This is a genomic window from Acidovorax sp. A79 (genome assembly GCF_041154505.1).
Taxonomy (GTDB): Bacteria; Pseudomonadota; Gammaproteobacteria; order Burkholderiales; family Burkholderiaceae_C; genus Acidovorax.
This window is the reverse complement of the sequence record NZ_AP028672.1, coordinates 2,422,863-2,438,986: the sequence shown is the minus strand read 5'-3', so window position 1 is coordinate 2,438,986 and position 16,124 is coordinate 2,422,863. Positions and strand designations below refer to the sequence as shown.

Here is a 16,124-nt window from a genome sequence, read left to right as displayed (position 1 = left end):
GTATTGAGAGGAAGTCTGAATGCAAACCAATTTGCTGAAACCCAAGGCGATCAATGTCGAGCAGCTTGGCCACAACCGTGCCAAGGTCGCGCTGGAGCCGTTCGAGCGTGGGTACGGCCACACGCTGGGTAACGCCATTCGGCGTGTCCTGCTCTCGTCCATGGTGGGTTACGCAGCGACGGAAGTCACCATTGCAGGCGTTCTGCATGAGTACTCGTCCATTGACGGCGTTCAGGAAGATGTGGTCAACATCCTGTTGAACCTCAAGGGCGTGGTGTTCAAGCTCCACAACCGTGATGAAGTCACGCTGAGCCTGCGCAAGGATGGCGAAGGTGTGGTTACCGCACGCGATATCCAGACCCCTCACGACGTGGAAATCGTCAACCCTGACCACGTGATCGCGAATCTGTCGGCCGGCGGCAAGCTGGACATGCAGATCAAGGTCGAGAAGGGCCGTGGCTACGTGCCCGGCAGCCTGCGCCGCTATGCCGACGAGTCGACCAAGTCGATTGGCCGGATCGTGCTGGATGCATCGTTCTCCCCTGTGAAGCGCGTGAGCTACACGGTGGAAAGCGCCCGCGTGGAGCAGCGTACCGACCTGGACAAGCTGGTTGTCGAGATCGAGACCAATGGTGCCATCACTGCCGAAGACGCAGTGCGCGCGTCGGCCAAGATCCTGGTGGAACAGCTGGCGGTGTTCGCGCAGCTGGAAGGTGGCGAGCTGGCTGCGTTCGACGCACCGGCAGGCCCGCGCGGCAATGCCACGTTCGATCCGATCCTGCTGCGTCCTGTGGACGAGCTGGAACTGACCGTGCGTTCCGCCAACTGCCTGAAGGCCGAGAACATCTACTACATCGGTGACCTGATCCAGCGCACCGAGAACGAGCTGCTCAAGACGCCTAACCTGGGTCGCAAGTCGCTCAACGAAATCAAGGAAGTGCTCGCATCGCGTGGTCTCACGTTGGGCATGAAGCTTGAGAACTGGCCACCAGCCGGTCTGGACAAGCGTTAAGTTATAATTCTGGGTTCCCCGAATCGCGGGAACCCGGTTTTTGGTTCCCTTGGATGGGAACAGTGCCTCGGGCAGTACCTTACACGGCTGCCTGATTTAATTTTAAATAAGGAAAAAGCACCATGCGTCACGGTCACGGCCTCCGCAAACTCAACCGCACCAGCTCGCACCGCCTTGCGATGCTGCAGAACATGATGAACTCGCTCATCGAGCACGAAGTCATCAAGACCACCGTTCCCAAGGCCAAGGAACTGCGCCGCGTGATTGAACCCATGATCACCCTGGCCAAGGAAGACTCCGTTGCCAACCGCCGCCTGGCCTTCAACCGCCTGCGCGACCGTGACAGCGTGACCAAGCTGTTCAACGACCTGGGCCCCCGCTTCAAGGTGCGTCCTGGTGGCTACACCCGCATCCTCAAGATGGGTTTCCGTGTGGGCGACAATGCACCCATGGCCCTGGTTGAATTGGTGGATCGTGCTGCAGAAACCGAAAATAATTCGGCAGCAGCTGAATAATAGGGTATAATTTATTTCTTACCGCGCGATGGAGCAGTCTGGTAGCTCGTTGGGCTCATAACCCAAAGGTCGGAGGTTCAAATCCTTCTCGCGCAACCAATATGTAGCGGTCTCCGCTCACAGCAAACGCCCACTTTACCGTGGGCGTTTTTGTTTGTGCCCTGCCATTGCAGTGAGCGGCTTTCCTCTTTGGTGGGGTGTGCATTCCAGGAGGCCTCTTCCATGGACGCAGGTTTTCTGTCCCCGGCCCTGCTGGTGGCGCTCATGGCCTATACAGTTGGTGTTGCAAGCCCTGGCCCCAGCAATCTGGCGATCATGGCGGCCGCCATGTCGCATGGACGGAGGCGTGCCATGGCCCTGGCTACCGGGGTGGTCCTCGGCTCGGTGTTTTGGGGTATGGCCGCTGCACTGGGCATGTCGGCACTCATGCGCAGCTATTCCTGGTCCTTGCTCGTCCTGAAGGTGCTGGGCGGCATCTACATGCTCTGGCTGGCCTGGAAGGCGGCGCATGCCGCATTCACGCCGAATGCCCTGCACGAGGCCTCCGACACCACGGGCGGCGACCACCGCCAGGCTTTTCGGCGCGGCCTGGCGATGCACATGACCAACCCCAAGGCCGTCTTTGTGTGGCTTTCCATCGTCGCTCTCGGCGTGCCCGCCGGCGCCGGACGCAGCCATGCCCTGGCGGTCGTGGCGTGTTGCGCCGGCATCGGAGCTTGTATCTTCATGGGCTATGCCCTGGCATTTTCGACACCGTTGGCACGTGCGGCATACGCCCGCATCCATCGCGCATTCAATGCGCTGCTGGCTGGAGTCTTCGTGTACGCAGGCATCCGGCTGCTGCTGACCCGCTCAGCCGTGAGCTGACGAATCACTGTGCCAGCAGGCAAGTCCGCCCAGACGGCGAAACTCCTGGGTCTTGGTGCCACAGCTGCACGCGGTTGACGGCAGGCTCGGCAGGAGAAGATGGAATTCCTGGGGGCATGGATGATGATCCAGGCCCCGCAGGCAAATCGCCCCTTCAGGCCGGTAGTGCCTGACGCCGGATGAACCGCCCGGCCCGCGCGCCCGTGGCACGACCAGCCGCGGTGTAGCTCAGCACGCCGTTGACCCAAACCTGTTCGATCCCCTCGCTGAACTGCACGGGTTGTTCGTAGCTCGCGGTATCGCGCACGCGCGCCGGGTCGAACACCACGATATCGGCCATGCAGCCGGCTTCCAGCCGCCCGCGCTCGCCGATGCGAAAGCGTTGGGCCGACAGGCCGGTCATCTTGTGGATGGCTTCCTCCAGACGCAGCACGCCCTTCTCGCGCCAGTAGCAGGCCAGCACGCGCGGGAAGGCGCCCCACAGGCGGGGATGCGGCCGCTCGTCATGGGGCAGGCCGTCCGAGCCGATCATGGACAAGGGGTGGGCAATCACGCGCTCTACATCGTCCTCGCGCATCTGGAAGTAGCAGGCACCGCCGGGCTGCAGCCGGTCGCAGGCCGCCTGCTCGGTCGTGTCCCATTCCCGCGCGATGTCCTTGAGGTAACGGCCCACCATTTCCGGGTGTGGCTGGCTGCCGGTGATCAGGATGTCGATCACACCGTCTACCAGGTCGGTGCGCAGCACCGTCGAACCCGCGGTGTAGGGGTACACGTCCAGGCTGATGGGCTGGCCCTTTGCGAGGGACTCGATCAGCGGCAGCGTCTCGCGCGTGCGGCCCCAGTTCGAGGCGCCGGCGCACTTGTGGTGCGACAGCACCAGCGGCAGCCCGGCATGGCGCGCCGTGAGCGCCGCCTCCTGCAGCGCCGGGAGGATGCCGGCGAGTTCGTCGCGGATGTGGGTGGCGTACACGCCGCCATTGCGCGCAGCCACGCTGGCCAGTTCGATCAGCTCGGTGAGGTCGGCCGCGTAGGCTTCCTTGTAGAACACGCCCGATGACAGGCCCAGCGCGCCCGCGTCCATGGCCTCCTGCATGTCGACCGCCATGGCGGCGCGCTCGCTGGCCGTGGCCGCACGGCCCAGCTCGGGCAGGTGGCGCATGCGCAGGGCCGTGTGGCCCAGCAGCGCGGCCACGTTCACGCCGGGCCGCGCGGCATCCACGGCGCGTGCGTAGTCGGCCATGCGCGCGTGGCGGAACTGGCGCTGGCCCAGCAACGACAGCGGCGCCGCCGGTGCATCCGTCACCATGGGGGCCAGCGAGATGCCGCAGTTGCCCACGATCACCGTGGTCACGCCCTGCGACAGCTTGGGCAGCATGTCGGGCGCGTCGATGGCGGCCGCATCGTCGTGCGTGTGCACATCGATGAAGCCGGGTGCGATCACGCGGTCCGTGCAGTCGATGGTCTGTACCTCCATGCCGGCGAACAAGGCCGGGTCGATGGCGCTGGGCGCGGCCAGCGCCACGATGCGCTCGCCTGCCAGCAGCAGGTCGCCCACCCATCCGGGGCGGTCGGTGCCGTCGATGATGGTTCCGTTCTTCAGCAGGGTTGCTTGCGTTGCTGCCATCAATTGTCTTTCTGGCCCGGCTTGTGCATGCCCGGGCCGTGGTCCATGGCGCCCGAATACTCGGCGCTGTCGAATCCGTGTTTGTGCAAAAGCTGCTTGAACTGCTGCAGGCCCCGCGTGGCCACCGGCCCCAACTGCTGCGCCAGGCGCACCATCAGGATCTCGATCACCACCAGGTGGGCCAGGTAGGCCTCGGTGCCCACGCGCATCACCGCATCCTGCGGCACCGACACGGCCAGCACCAGGTCGGCCGTCTCGGCCAGCGGCGTACCGGGTTGGGTCAGCGCGATCACCGTGGCGCCCTGCGAGCGGGCGAAACGCGCCGCCTCCACCGTGTAGGGCATGCGCCCCACGTGCGAGACCACGAAGGCCACGCCCTCGGGGCCCAGGGTGCTGGCAGAGACCAGTTGCTGGTGCGCGTCGAAGATCGCGTTGGCCGTGAGGCCCAGGCGGAACAGCCGGCTCTGCAGCTCGCTGGCCGTGAAGGTCGATGCCGCACCCACCGAGTAGCAGTCGATGCGCCGCGCCTTGGCGAGCTTGGCGGCCACCTGGTCGATCACGTCCACGTCGATGCGCCGGCCCAGCTCGGTCAGCGAGGAGACGGCCGCATGGATGATCTTGCTGGAGACGTCCTGCGCCGTGTCCTCGGCCAGCACGCTGCGGTGCAGATAGGAGCCCGAGACCGCCAGGTCCTGCGCCAGCGCCAGCATGAACTCGCGCACCGAGTCGTAGCCGAAGCTGCGGCAGGTGCGCACGATGGTCGGCATGGACACGCCGGCCTGCTGCGCCAGTTGCTCCACCGTGGCGGCCACGGCAACGCGGGGGTCCTCCAGCACCGCGCGCACCACGCTGCGCTGCGCCTCGGGCAGGCTGTCCTGGCGCTCGCGCAGTTGCTGCAGCAATCCCGGCGTGGGGCTGGGTGGCTGGGTGGAGGACGAGGGCGAAGGAGGCAGGCTGCTGTTCATGCGCTTCTCCGCGTCTCAGAACCGGGTGCTGATGGCACCCGTGATGGCGCCATCGTCTTCCACCAGCGGCATCCAGCGCCACTTGTCGAAGGTGGTGCAGGGGTGCGAGATACCCAGCGCCACGCGGTCGCCCACACGGGGCGCAGCGGCGTCGCCGGCTGCGGCATCGAAGCGCAGGTAGGCATGCTGGTCGTTCAAGGCGCTCACGCTCCAGCCGGCAGGGGCGACCGCCGCCGAGCGCTCGCCGCGCCGCGCCAGCTGCACCGGGATGGGCATCTCCAGGTCGTAGGAGATGTCGCGGCGCCCGCAGGTCAACAGGGCCAGGCCCGGCTCCGGCACCGACTGCACCATGGCCCAGACCGTGAGGGCCGGGCGCAGCGAGGCATCGAGCCCTTCGCGCTGCTCCACGTTCTTGAGGAAGCGCGCGTAGTTGCCATGGTCGTGCGTCACATAGCAGCCCGAGCGCAGCACGCCCTCCACGGGGCGTGACAGGCCCTGGGCCTGCAGCAGCGGCACCACCAGGTCGAACACGGCCGAGCCGCCGGCCGTGAGCAGGATGCGCTCGCTGGCGAACAGGTGCGCTGCGTCGCAGGTGCGGGCGACCTCCAGCACGCGGCGCACCAGGGCGGTCACTTCACGTGCGTCATGGTCGTTGTCGCAGCGCGCCACGCCGCCCTCGTAGCATTCGATGCCATCGAACTGCACCGCCTTCGAGGCCGCCAGTGCGCGCACCAGTGCCAGAGCCTCGTCCAGCGTGCGGCAGCCGGTGCGCTGACCGGGGACGCCCATCTCCAGCAGCACGTTGAACACCCGGGCACTGCCGCGGCGCTGCTTCCAGTCCTCGACCAGCGTGAGCTGCGCGAGCGAATCCACGAGGAACCACACTGTGAGATCGGCGTGGCGCGCCAGCAGTGCATCGAGCGCATCCAGGTCGGCATCGCAGACCACCTGGTTGGCGATGATGACGCGGCGCGCACCGGCTTGCACCCCCACCGCGACCTGGAAGGCCGTGGCGAAGGTCAGGCCCCAGGCACCGCCCGCCAGCTGCTGTGCAAAGAGCTCGGGCGACATGGTGGTCTTGCCGTGCGGCGCCAGCGCAATGCCCTTGCGCGCCGCGAAATCCTGCATCCAGGCCAGGTTGTGTGCCAGAGCCGTGCGGCTCAGCACCGCCAGGGGGAACGCCAGGTCGTCGGCCAGCACGTTCCAGCCGCGCGCGGCGATCTCGCTGGCGCGGCAGGGCGCTGCGGCGAGGGGATAGCTCTTGCAGGAGGCGTCCAGGGTGAAGTCAGTGGTGGTGCTCATGGTGTGTTTTCATGTTGCGAGCGCGCAGCCAGGCTGCACAGTCAGATGTCGTCGCGCCAGCAGGCCTTCCAGTGCTCGGTGCCCACGGGGCGCAGGGCCATGTCGGCGCTGGCGCATTCAGCCACCGCGTGCGGGCAGCGTGTGCGGAACACGCAGCCCGACGGCGGGTTGGCGGGGCTGGGCAGGTCGCCCTGCAGCAGCGGAATGGTACGCCGCTGCGCCGGATCGGGGATCGGCGCGGCCGCCAGCAGGGCGCGTGTATAGGGGTGGGCCGGCTGTGCATACAGTGCGCTGGTGGGCGCGATCTCCATCACCCGGCCCAGGTAGAGCACCACCACGCGGTCGCACAGGTACTCCACCACGTCCAGGTCGTGCGAGATGAACAGCAGGGTCAGGCCCAGCTGCTCCTTGAGGTCGCCCAGCAGGTTCACCACCTGCGCCTGGATCGACACGTCCAGCGCCGACAGCGGCTCGTCCGCCACGATGAAGTTCGGCTGCACCGCCAGTGCGCGCGCAATGCCGATGCGCTGGCGCTGCCCGCCCGAGAACTCGTGCGGAAACCGGTCCGCATGCTCGGGCCTGAGGCCCACCTGCGTGAGCAACTCCTGGATGCGCGGCTGGCGTGCCGCGCCGCGCGCCTGCTTGTGCGTGTCCAGTGCCTCACCCAGCACTTCGCGGATGCGCATGCGCGGGTTCAGGCTGGCATACGGGTCCTGGAAGATGATCTGGATCTTGGAACGCAGCGGGCGGAACTGGCCCTGGCTCATCCCCGCCAGATCCTGCCCACCGGCGTCGCCGCCGTGGTACAGCATCTGCCCGGCCGTCGGGTCCACCAGCCGGGTCAGCAGGCGGCCGATGGTGCTCTTGCCCGAGCCCGACTCGCCCACCAGGCCCAGGGTCTCGCCGCGCCGGATGGCAAAGCTCACATCGTCCACCGCACGCACCGGGTGCGTGCCGCTGCCGAAGTATTTGCGCAGCCCGCGCACTTCGATCAGGTTGTCGCTGGCAACGGCGCTCATGCGGCCACCTCTTCGTGCGTTTCCTGGCCCACGCGGATGCAGCGCACCCTGCGGTTGGCGCCGCCATCGTCGGACAGGGCGGGCATGCGCGCATCGCAGGCCGCGATGCGGCGCTCGCAGCGCGGCGCAAAGGCGCAGCCCGGCGGCGGCGCCAGCGGGCTCGACACCTGGCCCGGTATGGCCACCAGGCGCGGGCGCTGCCCGGCCACGGCGGTGGCATGGCGCCGCGCGACCCCAGGCAGGCAGGCCAGCAGTCCGCGTGTGTAGGGGTGCTCGGGCTGCGCGAACAATTCGTGCACCGGGGCCGATTCGACGATGCGGCCCGCGTACATCACGGCCACGGCATCGGCGTACTGCGCCACCACGCCCAGGTTGTGGGTCACGAACAGCATGCCCATGCCCGTCTCCTTCTGCAGCCGCCCCATGAGCGCCAGGATCTGCGCCTGGATGGTCACGTCCAGCGCGGTGGTCGGCTCGTCGGCGATCAGCAGCGTGGGGCTGCAGGCCATGGCCAGCGCAATCATCACACGCTGGCGCATGCCGCCCGAGAGCTGGTGCGGGTACTCGTGCACGCGCTGTTTCGCCGCCGGTATCTCCACCAGCTCCAGCATGCGCTGGGCGTGGGCCAGGGCGGCCTTGCGGTCGAGCTTCAGGTGCAGGCGCACCGACTCGGCGATCTGCTCGCCCACGGTCAGCACCGGGTTCAGGCTGGTCATGGGCTCCTGGAAGACCATGGCGATCTCGTTGCCGCGCAGCGCGCGGCGCTCGGCCTCGGGCAGGGCCAGCAGGTCCACGCGCCGGCCATCGCGCCGGGTGAACCAGGCCTGGCCGCCCACCTGCGCCTGCGAGGTCTTGGCGTGCAGGCCCATCAGCGACAGGCTGGTGACGGACTTGCCCGAGCCCGACTCGCCCACCAGCGCCAGCGTCTGGCCCGGGTGGATGGCAAAGGACACGTCGGCCACGCTCTGGATGCGGCCGGCGTCGGTGGCGAACGAGGTGGACAGGCCCTGCACTTCGAGCCGGGCAGCCGTGGGGGTGGTCATGGGTGGGTTGCCTTCGTAACGCGCTCGCCAGGGGCGGGCGCTTGCGTGGGTCGGTGAAAGAAGCTCATGCGGCCTTCTTGAGCTTGGGGTCGAGCAGGTCGCGCACACCGTCGCCCAGCATCTGCAGCGACAGGGCGGTGAACACGATGGCCAGGCCCGGGTAGAGAATGGTCCAGAACGCGCGGTCGGCCGACTCCAGGCTGCCCGCGATCATGGTGCCCCAGGTGGGGATGTCGGGCGGCACGCCCACGCCCAGGAAGGACAGGCCCGCCTCGGCCAGGATGGCATAGGCGAAGATGAAGGTCACCTGCACCAGGATGGGCGAGACCAGGTTGGGCAGGATGTGCTTGAGCAGGATGCGCGGCGTGCGCACGCCCAGGGCGCGTGCCGCGTCCACGAACAGCAGCTCGCGCAGCACCAGGGTGCTGGCCCGCACCACGCGTGCCACGCGCGGCGTGTAGACGATGACCAGCGCCAGCATCACGTTCCACAGCGAGGCGCCCAGGATGGACACCAGCGCAATCCCCAGCAGGATGTCGGGGAAGGACATCATCGCGTCCACCACGCGCATCAGCGGTGCGTCCAGGCGCCGAAAGAAGCCCGCGAACATGCCCAGCAGCGTGCCGAACAGCACGGCGCCCGCCGCGGTGAGCCCGCCGATCAGCAGCGAATAGCGCGCGCCATGCACGATGCGCAGCATCACGTCGCGCCCCAGCTCGTCGGTGCCGGCCCAGTGCGCGGCCGAAGGCGCGTTCAGGCGCTCGCTGATCGAGATGGCGTTGGGGTCGGCATCCGACACCCAGGGGAACACCGTGGCCACTACGACCACCAGCGCCAGCACGATGGCCGAGGCCAGCACCACCTTGCGGGCGAACAGCTTGCGTGCCAGCGGCAGCCAGTAGTCACGGAGATTGCGGATCAGGCGTTGCCACATATCATTTGCCCTCCAGCCGGATGCGCGGATCGACCAGCGTGTACAGAAAATCGATGGCCAGGTTGATGAACACATAGATCGCCGCAATCACCAGCAGCGTGCCCTGGATCACCGGGTAGTCGCGGCGCAGCACGGCGCGCACCACCAGGTTGCCCACGCCGGGCAGGTTGAACACCGTCTCCGTCACCACCGTGCCGCCGATCATCAGCGCCAGCGTCAGGCCGAGCACGGTGACGATGGGCACCAGCGCATTGCGCAGCACATGCTTGACCATCACCGTGCGCTCGGCCAGGCCCTTGGCGCGTGCGGTGCGCACATAGTCCTCGCCCAGGATGTCGAGCATGGAGGCGCGCGTGAAGCGGATGATCAGCGCCGAGTTCAGCAGCCCCAGCACCAGCGCCGGCAGCAAGAGGTGCGACAGGCGCTCGGCCAGCGGCGACGACGGATCGCCATAGCCCGATGCCGGGAACCAGCCGAGCTTGACCGCGAACAGCTGGATCAGGATCAGCCCGAGCCAGAAGCTGGGCACGCTGGCGCCCAGCATGGCCACGCCGCTCAGCGCCTGGTCACCCGCGCTGCCGCGCCAGATGGCCGCCGCCATGCCGCAGGGAATGCCGATCAGCGCCGCGATGCCCACCGCGAACAGTGCCAGGAACAGCGTGGGCTCGGCGCGCTCCAGCAGCGCCTGCGCCACCGGGCGCTGCAAGAAGATGGACTGGCCCAGGTTGCCCTGCAGCAGCTCGCCCACCCACAGCACGAACTGCGTGGGCAGGGGCTTGTCCAGCCCGTACTGCGTGCGCGCCGCGGCGATGTCGGCGGCCGTGGCCTGGTCGCCCAGCAGCAGCGCCACCGGGTCGCCCGAGGCTAGGCGCGTGAGCGCGAACACCAGCACCGCGACGAGGGCCAGCACCACTAGGGCGCCGCCCAGGCGGTTCATCAGAAAACGCATGGCAACGAACCTTCGCTCTGGGGCTTACTTGGTGAGGCCCGTGTTCCAGAAGAACGGCCAGATCGCCGGGGTGTAGCCCTCGAGCTTGGCCGAGCGCGCCGACAGGCTGTTGAACTTGCCCACTTCGATGAAGGGCACCTCGTCGTACACCACCTGCTGCACGGCAGCCCACAACGGGCCGCGCTTGGCGACATTGGTCTCCTGGTTGAAGGCCGTGAGCGTGGCCTTCTTGGCGGGCGAATCCCACCAGCCCGGTGCACCGTCACCCAGTTGCGGCGGCGAGAGCATGGGTTCGGGGAACAGGCCCGAGTGCGTGAAGTACACGTCCCACAGCTTGGGGTCGTTGCGCCGCTGCACCAGCGTGGCCCAGTCCACCACCTGCAGCTCGGTCTTGAAGCCGGCCTTCTTGAGCTGCTCGGCCATCACCAGCGCCATGTTGTAGTGGAACTCGTACTGCCGGCTGGCCATGATGCGCACCGGCTGGCCGTTGTAGCCGGCCTTGGCCGCCTGGTCCTTGGCGGCCTGCGGGTTGCGCTCGTTGTACAGCTTGCTGCCAGCGTCGGCGTAGTAGGGCGTGCCCTTGGGGAAGAAGTTGGGCTCCACCACGAAGAAGCGGTTGTCGCCAAAGCCGGCGGCCAGCAGCTCGCCTGAGCCCACGGCGGTCTGCACGGCGCGGCGCAGCGGCTGCGCGGCCAGCACGCCCTCCTTGGTGTTGAAGACGATGTAGGGGAAGCCGAAGTTCTTGGTCACGATGGGCACCACGGCTGGCGCGCCCTTGTCGATGCGGCCTGCCGCTTCCACGGGCAGCAGGTCGGCGTACTGGAACTGGCCCGACAGGGCGCCTTCCACGCGCGTGTTGGCATTGGGCACGGGCACGAAGCGCAGCTCGTCGAGCAGAGCCTCGCGGCGGCCGGCGTAGCCGCTCGGGGCCTCCTTGCGGGCGCTGTAGGTGTCGTGGCGTACCAGCACCGTGAACTGGTCGGGGCGGCGCTCCTTGAACTTGTAGGGGCCGGTGCCGATGAAGTCCTTGAGCTGCGGCGCGATGCTCTCCTTGGCCATGATGGCCGCCATGCCGCTGGGCAGCGCCAGCTGGGCCAGCAGCGGCGCGTAGGGCGCCTTGAGCTTGAGCTCCACCGACAGCGGGCCCTTGGCGGTGAGCGAGGCCACCTCCTTGCCCACGGCCTTGCCGCGCGGCGACAACTCCATCCAGCGCTGCAGCGAGGCCACCACGTCCTCGGCGTTCAGGTCGCGGCCGTTGTGCAGCTTCACTTCCTTGCGCAGCGCGATGGTGTAGGTCAGCCCGTCCTTGGACACGGTGGGCAGACCCTCGGCCAGCATGGGTGCCACGGCCCAGTTCGCGTCAAAGGTGTACAGCGGCTCGTACACGTGCTGCATGATGGTGCCGACCAGGTCGGCCGTGCTCACCATGGGGTCCAGCCCCTGCGGTTCGCCGACCATGGCCAGGTTGGCCGCGCCGCCCTTGGCGGGGGCGGCCTGGGCGGCCGTGCCCGACCCCAGGGCCACGAGCACGGCCGCACTGGCGGCCAGGCCCAGAACACTGCGCCGGGCGGCCTGTACAGGCATTCCGGGCGTCAACCAATCGCGGATGGATGAGGATTGCATCGTGGCTCCATAAGTAATAACATTACATTTTTCATCGTAGATTACCCTTTTGTGAAAGTCAAACGGGTTTTTTAGGATGTTTGATGTAAATAATTTACACAAGGAGCTTGATCCATGAGCCACGTAGAACTGCTGGGCCAGTCCCCCATCGCCTCCGACCGCCAGGCGCGCCCCCTGTCCCCCGCCACGCGCGCCGGCGACTTCGTCTTCGTCTCGGGCCAGGTGCCCACGGACGACCAGGGCCAGGTCATCGTCGGCGGCATCGAGGCGCAGACGCGCCAGGTGTTCCAGCGCGTCAAGGACGCCCTGGCACTGGCCGACTGCACTCTGGCCGATGTGGCCAAGGTCAGCGTCTGGCTGGCCGATGCGCGCGATTTCGGCAGCTTCAACCGTGTCTACATGGAGTGCTTTGGCGAGCACCGCCCGGCACGCTCGACGGTGGAGTCGCGCCTCATGATCGACGCCAAGGTCGAGATCGACGTCACCGCCTACAAGCCCCGTGCCTGACCACCCCGCACCATCGGTGGGCAAAGCCTTCGACGTGGCCGCGCTCGGCGAGGCCATGGTCGAGTTCAACCAGGTCCACCCCGGCCAGCCGCAGTACCTGCGCGGCTTCGGGGGCGACACCAGCAACGCCGCCATCGCCGCCGCACGGGCCGGCGCCCGCGTGGCCTACCTCACGCGCGTCGGGCAGGATACGTTCGGCCAGGCCCTGGCCACGCTGTGGCGCACCGAGGGCGTGGACGTGCGTGGCGTGCAGAGCGATGGCGAGCACCCCACCGGCATCTATTTCGTCACACACGGGGCGAATGGGCACGAGTTCAGCTACCTGCGCGCGGGCTCGGCAGCCAGCCGCATGACGCCGCAGTGGCTGTCCGGCGAGCCCGCTGCCGTGCTGCGCGCCGCACGCATCCTGCACCTGTCGGGCATTTCGCTGGCCATCTCGCCGCAGGCCTGCGATACCGCCTTCGAGGCCATGCGTCTCGCGCGCGAGGCCGGCACCCGGGTGGCCTTCGACTCCAACCTGCGCCTGAAGCTCTGGCCGCTGGCGCGGGCCCAGGCCTGCATCGCGCAGGCGGTGGCGCTGTGCGACATCTTCCTGCCCAGCCTGGAGGACATGCAGGCCCTGACCGGCCTGACCGATCCCGATGCCATCGCCGACTGGGGCCACGCGCGCGGCGCTGCCACGGTGGTGCTCAAGCTCGGTGCCGAGGGGGCCCTGGCCAGCGATGGCCAGCGCAGGGAGCGCATCGCGGGCCTGCGCGTGACCCCGGTGGACGCCACGGGCGCGGGCGACTGTTTCTGCGGCAACCTGCTGGCCCGCATGGCGAAGGGCGACGACGTGTTCACTGCGGCGCGCTATGCCAATGCCGCCGCCGCGCTGGCCGTGCAGGGCTATGGCGCCGTGGCGCCGCTGCCTTACGCGCGCCAAGTGCAGGTGACGGCTTGATGTAAGGGGAGCGTGGCAATAGTCGCAGCGTCAGGAAACTGGCGCGACCTGGGCGAGTGCCCCCGCGCAAGGGCCGCCCCGCCGCGCTGGGGGCGTCCCCCCTCTGGGGGGAAGACGCGAAGCGGCTCAGAGGGGCTACCCCATTACGCAGCGAACAGGTCGGACCGGGCCGCCTTGGTGATGGCCGCCACGCAGGGGTGGCTGATGCGCCGCTCCACCGAGATCGCGAAGAACTCCTCGACCAGCTCCGTGGAGCGCCCGATCACCTCGACCCCGAACTGGGCCTGCGTCTCCTCCTCCAGCACCGTGGGCGAGGTGAACACCCCGCGCCCCTCGCGCCCGAAGGCGTTCATCAGCGCGCTGTCGTCGAACTCCCCCACCAGGCGTGGCTGCAGCTGGTGCTTGTTGAACCAGTGATCGAGCTGCTGGCGCACCGAGGACATGGGCCCCTGGATCAGCATCGGCGCGCCATGCAGGCACTTGGGGAAGGGTCCTTGCAGCTGGCTGCGCAGGGCCGGTGCGCAGAAGAAGCTCATGGAGCTGGTGCCCAGGCCGTGGTTGAAGGCCTTGACGCCGATCTTCTTGGACACCGGCTCGTCCGCCAGCACCAGGTCCAGCCGGTTCAGGCTCAGCTGCGCCACCAGCTCGGGGAACTTGCCCTCGTGGCAGGTCATGTGCACCTGTTCGGCCAGGCCCATTGCCGGCTCCAGCAGGCGGTAGGCGACCGATTTGGCCACCGAATCCGCCACGCCCACGCGGAACTCCAGCGGGCGCGACTGCCCGCGCGCCAGGCGGATGGACTTTTCCAGCTCGTCGCCCAGCGCGAAGATCTGCTCCGCATAGCCCAGCGCCACGCGGCCTTCGCTGGTCAGCTCCAGCCCCCGGCCGCGCTTCTTGAACAGGTCGTGGCCCAGCCATTCCTCCAGCTGCTTGATCTGGCCCGACAGCGTCTGCGGCGTGGTGTTGAGCTGCTCGCCGGCGCGCATGATGCCGCCCGCCTTGGCCGTGGTCCAGAAGTAGCGCAGGTGCTTGAAGTTCATGCCGTCTCCTTGATACTTCGTAAAAATCGAAGTAAAAATCTCGATAAATCGAATATACGCGAAGTGTCAAGATCCCTACAGTACGTTCATGGACAGATCGCGGAACGCCCCTTCGGGCACCGAACCCTGGCCATACACCGTTCACAAGGAGTCAAAGATGCGGATCACCACCAGAGGACAACTCGCAGTCTCGGCCATGACCGATCTGGCCCTGCGCCAGAAAATGCGGCCCGTGGCCCTGTCGACGATCAGCGCGCGCCAGGGCACCTCGCTGTCTTACCTGGAGCAGCTGTTCAGTGCGCTGCGGCGCGCCGGGCTCGTGGATAGCACGCGCGGCCCCGGAGGCGGCTATACCCTCGCACGCAACACGGACGAGATTTCCGTGGCCGAGATCATCCTGGCGGTCGAGAACCTGAAGGCCGATGACATCCAGAACATGGCGCCCGGCCAGGCCGCGCAGGTGAAGTCGATGACGGGTGAGCTGTGGTCCACCTTCAACGCCCGGGTGATGGAATACCTGCAGTCGGTCACCCTGCAGGACCTCGTTGCCCAGCAGCTGGAGAAGGGCGTGGTCCCGCAAGAGGCCGTGCCCGCGGCCCCGCGGCCCAAGCTGAGCGCCAAGCCCCGCCCCCTGATGGCGCGGGTCGGGGTGCCCAACTCGGTCTTTGCCCTCGGCACGATCCCGTTGCTGCAGCGCCGCTGAGGGGGCGGCGCGCCGCCTCGGCGCGGCGCTCCTGGTGCGCCCGGAGCGCCGCCGTGGCTACAGCTGGTGGGCGAGCTGCTTGATGCCGCGAATGAGCATCTCCACGGAGATGGCCACCAGGATCAGCCCCATGAGGCGCTCGAAGGCCATGACCACGCGTTCGCCCAGCAGGCGCTGGATGCGCTCGGCCATCAGCAGCACGACCGCGCACACCGCCATGGTCACGCACAGCGCGCCCACCCATTCCAGCCGCCGCTCGGGCGCCTGGGCCACGAGCAGCATCACCGTGGCCATGGCCGACGGCCCCGCCAGCGCGGGGATGGCCAGCGGCACGATCAGGGGTTCTCCGGGCAGCTCGGTCTGCGGCCCGGTGTCCGGCGGAAAGATCATGCGCAGCGCGATCAGGAACAGCACGACCGCGCCCGCGATCTGCAGCGACAGGTCGCTCAGGTTCATGACCTGCAGGAACTGGGCCCCGAAGAACAGGAACACCAGCAGCAGCGCGAATGCGATCAGCACCTCCCGCAGGATCACGCGGGCGCGGCGCTCGGGGGCCACGCCGCGCAGGGCATTGGCGAAGATGGGGATGTTGCCCAGCGGATCCGTGATCAGCAGGAGCAGGATGGTGGCGGACGCGAAGGTGTAGCTCACGCGGCGTACACCCCATCGAGCGACCGGAAACCCTTGATCTCGATCGGGTTGCCGCTCGGGTCGTGGAAGAACATGGTCCATTGCTCGCCGGGCTCGCCCTCGAAGCGTACCTGCGGCTCCAGCACGAAGGCCGTGCCTGCCGCCTTCAGCCGTGCGGCCAGCGCATGCCACTCGGGCAGCTCCAGGATGGCGCCGAAATGCGGCATGGGCACCATGTGGTTTCCCACGTGGCCGGTGGGGGCGCTGGCGAAAGGCGCTCCCAGGTGCAGGGAGATCTGGTGGCCAAAGAAGTCGAAGTCCACCCAGGTGTCGGTGCTTCGGCCCTCCTGGCACCCCAGCACGCCGCCGTAGAAGCGGCGCGCGGCGTCCAGGTCGGTGACGTGAAAGGCGAGGTGAAAGAGGCTGCGCATGCGCACAGGATAGCAGC

General features: G+C 67.8%; 17 protein-coding genes and 1 tRNA gene. 7 read left to right on the top strand and 11 right to left on the bottom strand.

The annotated features are described in order from the left end of the window. Positions 1-19 precede the first annotated feature (19 nt). The 4 genes from rpoA to ACAM51_RS11140 all read left to right on the top strand — a co-directional run bounded on the left by rpoA (position 20) and on the right by ACAM51_RS11140 (position 2,394). Complete coding sequence (gene rpoA, locus ACAM51_RS11155; protein WP_008906514.1) at positions 20-1,012, top strand: DNA-directed RNA polymerase subunit alpha; 993 nt, start codon at positions 20-22, stop codon at positions 1,010-1,012. A 122-nt stretch (positions 1,013-1,134) separates the two neighbouring features. Beyond that, positions 1,135-1,527, top strand: a complete 393-nt coding sequence (rplQ, locus tag ACAM51_RS11150) for a 50S ribosomal protein L17 (RefSeq protein WP_008906513.1) — start codon at positions 1,135-1,137, stop codon at positions 1,525-1,527. Between the two features lie 22 nt (positions 1,528-1,549). Next, positions 1,550-1,626, top strand: a tRNA-Met gene (locus ACAM51_RS11145). 123 nt (positions 1,627-1,749) lie between these two features. Beyond that, the gene (locus ACAM51_RS11140) at positions 1,750-2,394 is read left to right on the top strand and encodes a LysE family translocator (protein ID WP_218341248.1); all 645 of its coding nucleotides are present in this window, start codon (positions 1,750-1,752) and stop codon (positions 2,392-2,394) included. Positions 2,395-2,548: 154 nt separating this feature from the next. Here the strand turns inward: ACAM51_RS11140 and ACAM51_RS11135 are convergent, their stop codons facing one another. From ACAM51_RS11135 to ACAM51_RS11100, 8 genes are all read right to left on the bottom strand, one after another. Further along, positions 2,549-4,018 carry an amidohydrolase family protein gene (locus tag ACAM51_RS11135; protein WP_369643569.1) on the bottom strand — a complete coding sequence of 490 codons (1,470 nt, stop codon included), beginning with the start codon at positions 4,016-4,018 and terminating at the stop codon, positions 2,549-2,551. Further along, positions 4,018-4,983 carry a MurR/RpiR family transcriptional regulator gene (locus ACAM51_RS11130; RefSeq protein ID WP_369643568.1) on the bottom strand — a complete coding sequence of 322 codons (966 nt, stop codon included), beginning with the start codon at positions 4,981-4,983 and terminating at the stop codon, positions 4,018-4,020. Before ACAM51_RS11130 ends, ACAM51_RS11135 begins: the two co-directional genes overlap by 1 nt. A 15-nt stretch (positions 4,984-4,998) precedes the next feature. Next, positions 4,999-6,285, bottom strand: a complete 1,287-nt coding sequence (locus ACAM51_RS11125; protein ID WP_369643567.1) for an amino acid deaminase — start codon at positions 6,283-6,285, stop codon at positions 4,999-5,001. A gap of 41 nt (positions 6,286-6,326) precedes the next feature. Next, positions 6,327-7,304, bottom strand: a complete 978-nt coding sequence (locus ACAM51_RS11120) for an ABC transporter ATP-binding protein (protein WP_369643566.1) — start codon at positions 7,302-7,304, stop codon at positions 6,327-6,329. After that, positions 7,301-8,347 carry an ABC transporter ATP-binding protein gene (locus tag ACAM51_RS11115; RefSeq protein WP_369643565.1) on the bottom strand — a complete coding sequence of 349 codons (1,047 nt, stop codon included), beginning with the start codon at positions 8,345-8,347 and terminating at the stop codon, positions 7,301-7,303. Before ACAM51_RS11115 ends, ACAM51_RS11120 begins: the two co-directional genes overlap by 4 nt. A 64-nt stretch (positions 8,348-8,411) precedes the next feature. Next, a complete protein-coding gene (locus ACAM51_RS11110) occupies positions 8,412-9,281 on the bottom strand; it encodes an ABC transporter permease (protein WP_369643564.1) in 870 nt (289 codons plus the stop codon). A 1-nt stretch (position 9,282) separates the two neighbouring features. Further along, the gene (locus ACAM51_RS11105) at positions 9,283-10,230 is read right to left on the bottom strand and encodes an ABC transporter permease (protein ID WP_369643563.1); all 948 of its coding nucleotides are present in this window, start codon (positions 10,228-10,230) and stop codon (positions 9,283-9,285) included. Between the two features lie 24 nt (positions 10,231-10,254). After that, entirely contained in the window at positions 10,255-11,853 is a 1,599-nt protein-coding gene (locus ACAM51_RS11100; RefSeq protein ID WP_369643562.1) for an ABC transporter substrate-binding protein, read from the bottom strand. Between the two features lie 114 nt (positions 11,854-11,967). Between ACAM51_RS11100 and ACAM51_RS11095 the strand changes: the two genes are divergently transcribed. After that, complete coding sequence (locus tag ACAM51_RS11095) at positions 11,968-12,360, top strand: RidA family protein (protein ID WP_007849612.1); 393 nt, start codon at positions 11,968-11,970, stop codon at positions 12,358-12,360. Between the two features lie 55 nt (positions 12,361-12,415). Next, a complete protein-coding gene (locus ACAM51_RS11090) occupies positions 12,416-13,303 on the top strand; it encodes a sugar kinase (protein WP_369643805.1) in 888 nt (295 codons plus the stop codon). Positions 13,304-13,446: 143 nt separating this feature from the next. Here ACAM51_RS11090 and nhaR read toward each other — a convergent pair whose 3' ends face one another. Then, positions 13,447-14,343 (bottom strand): transcriptional activator NhaR, encoded by an 897-nt coding sequence (gene nhaR / locus ACAM51_RS11085; protein ID WP_369643561.1) that lies wholly within the window; start codon positions 14,341-14,343, stop codon positions 13,447-13,449. Between the two features lie 157 nt (positions 14,344-14,500). On the opposite strand from nhaR, the gene ACAM51_RS11080 reads away from it, so the two are divergent. Continuing rightward, complete coding sequence (locus ACAM51_RS11080) at positions 14,501-15,046, top strand: Rrf2 family transcriptional regulator (RefSeq protein ID WP_369643560.1); 546 nt, start codon at positions 14,501-14,503, stop codon at positions 15,044-15,046. Positions 15,047-15,103: 57 nt separating this feature from the next. Here the strand turns inward: ACAM51_RS11080 and ACAM51_RS11075 are convergent, their stop codons facing one another. Both ACAM51_RS11075 and ACAM51_RS11070 read right to left on the bottom strand, forming a co-directional pair. Further along, positions 15,104-15,697: a MarC family protein gene (locus tag ACAM51_RS11075; RefSeq protein ID WP_369643559.1), complete on the bottom strand. Its 594-nt coding sequence runs from the start codon at positions 15,695-15,697 to the stop codon at positions 15,104-15,106. Next, positions 15,694-16,107 carry a VOC family protein gene (locus ACAM51_RS11070; protein ID WP_218296845.1) on the bottom strand — a complete coding sequence of 138 codons (414 nt, stop codon included), beginning with the start codon at positions 16,105-16,107 and terminating at the stop codon, positions 15,694-15,696. The genes ACAM51_RS11075 and ACAM51_RS11070 overlap by 4 nt, the downstream gene beginning before the upstream one ends. Between the last annotated feature and the right edge of the window lie 17 nt (positions 16,108-16,124).

Bases quoted from the DNA above. Each gene is read 5' to 3' on its own strand.
- rplQ (WP_008906513.1), top strand. From the start codon at position 1,135: ATGCGTCACGGTCACGGCCTCCGCAAACTCAACCGCACCAGCTCGCAC.
- ACAM51_RS11125 (WP_369643567.1), bottom strand. From the start codon at position 6,285: ATGAGCACCACCACTGACTTCACCCTGGACGCCTCCTGCAAGAGCTAT.
- ACAM51_RS11135 (WP_369643569.1), bottom strand. From the start codon at position 4,018: ATGGCAGCAACGCAAGCAACCCTGCTGAAGAACGGAACCATCATCGAC.
- ACAM51_RS11140 (WP_218341248.1), top strand. From the start codon at position 1,750: ATGGACGCAGGTTTTCTGTCCCCGGCCCTGCTGGTGGCGCTCATGGCC.
- nhaR (WP_369643561.1), bottom strand. From the start codon at position 14,343: ATGAACTTCAAGCACCTGCGCTACTTCTGGACCACGGCCAAGGCGGGC.
- ACAM51_RS11090 (WP_369643805.1), top strand. From the start codon at position 12,416: ATGGTCGAGTTCAACCAGGTCCACCCCGGCCAGCCGCAGTACCTGCGC.
- ACAM51_RS11080 (WP_369643560.1), top strand. From the start codon at position 14,501: ATGCGGATCACCACCAGAGGACAACTCGCAGTCTCGGCCATGACCGAT.
- ACAM51_RS11095 (WP_007849612.1), top strand. From the start codon at position 11,968: ATGAGCCACGTAGAACTGCTGGGCCAGTCCCCCATCGCCTCCGACCGC.
- ACAM51_RS11100 (WP_369643562.1), bottom strand. From the start codon at position 11,853: ATGCAATCCTCATCCATCCGCGATTGGTTGACGCCCGGAATGCCTGTA.
- ACAM51_RS11110 (WP_369643564.1), bottom strand. From the start codon at position 9,281: ATGTGGCAACGCCTGATCCGCAATCTCCGTGACTACTGGCTGCCGCTG.
- ACAM51_RS11070 (WP_218296845.1), bottom strand. From the start codon at position 16,107: ATGCGCAGCCTCTTTCACCTCGCCTTTCACGTCACCGACCTGGACGCC.
- ACAM51_RS11105 (WP_369643563.1), bottom strand. From the start codon at position 10,230: ATGCGTTTTCTGATGAACCGCCTGGGCGGCGCCCTAGTGGTGCTGGCC.
- rpoA (WP_008906514.1), top strand. From the start codon at position 20: ATGCAAACCAATTTGCTGAAACCCAAGGCGATCAATGTCGAGCAGCTT.
- ACAM51_RS11115 (WP_369643565.1), bottom strand. From the start codon at position 8,347: ATGACCACCCCCACGGCTGCCCGGCTCGAAGTGCAGGGCCTGTCCACC.
- ACAM51_RS11130 (WP_369643568.1), bottom strand. From the start codon at position 4,983: ATGAACAGCAGCCTGCCTCCTTCGCCCTCGTCCTCCACCCAGCCACCC.
- ACAM51_RS11120 (WP_369643566.1), bottom strand. From the start codon at position 7,304: ATGAGCGCCGTTGCCAGCGACAACCTGATCGAAGTGCGCGGGCTGCGC.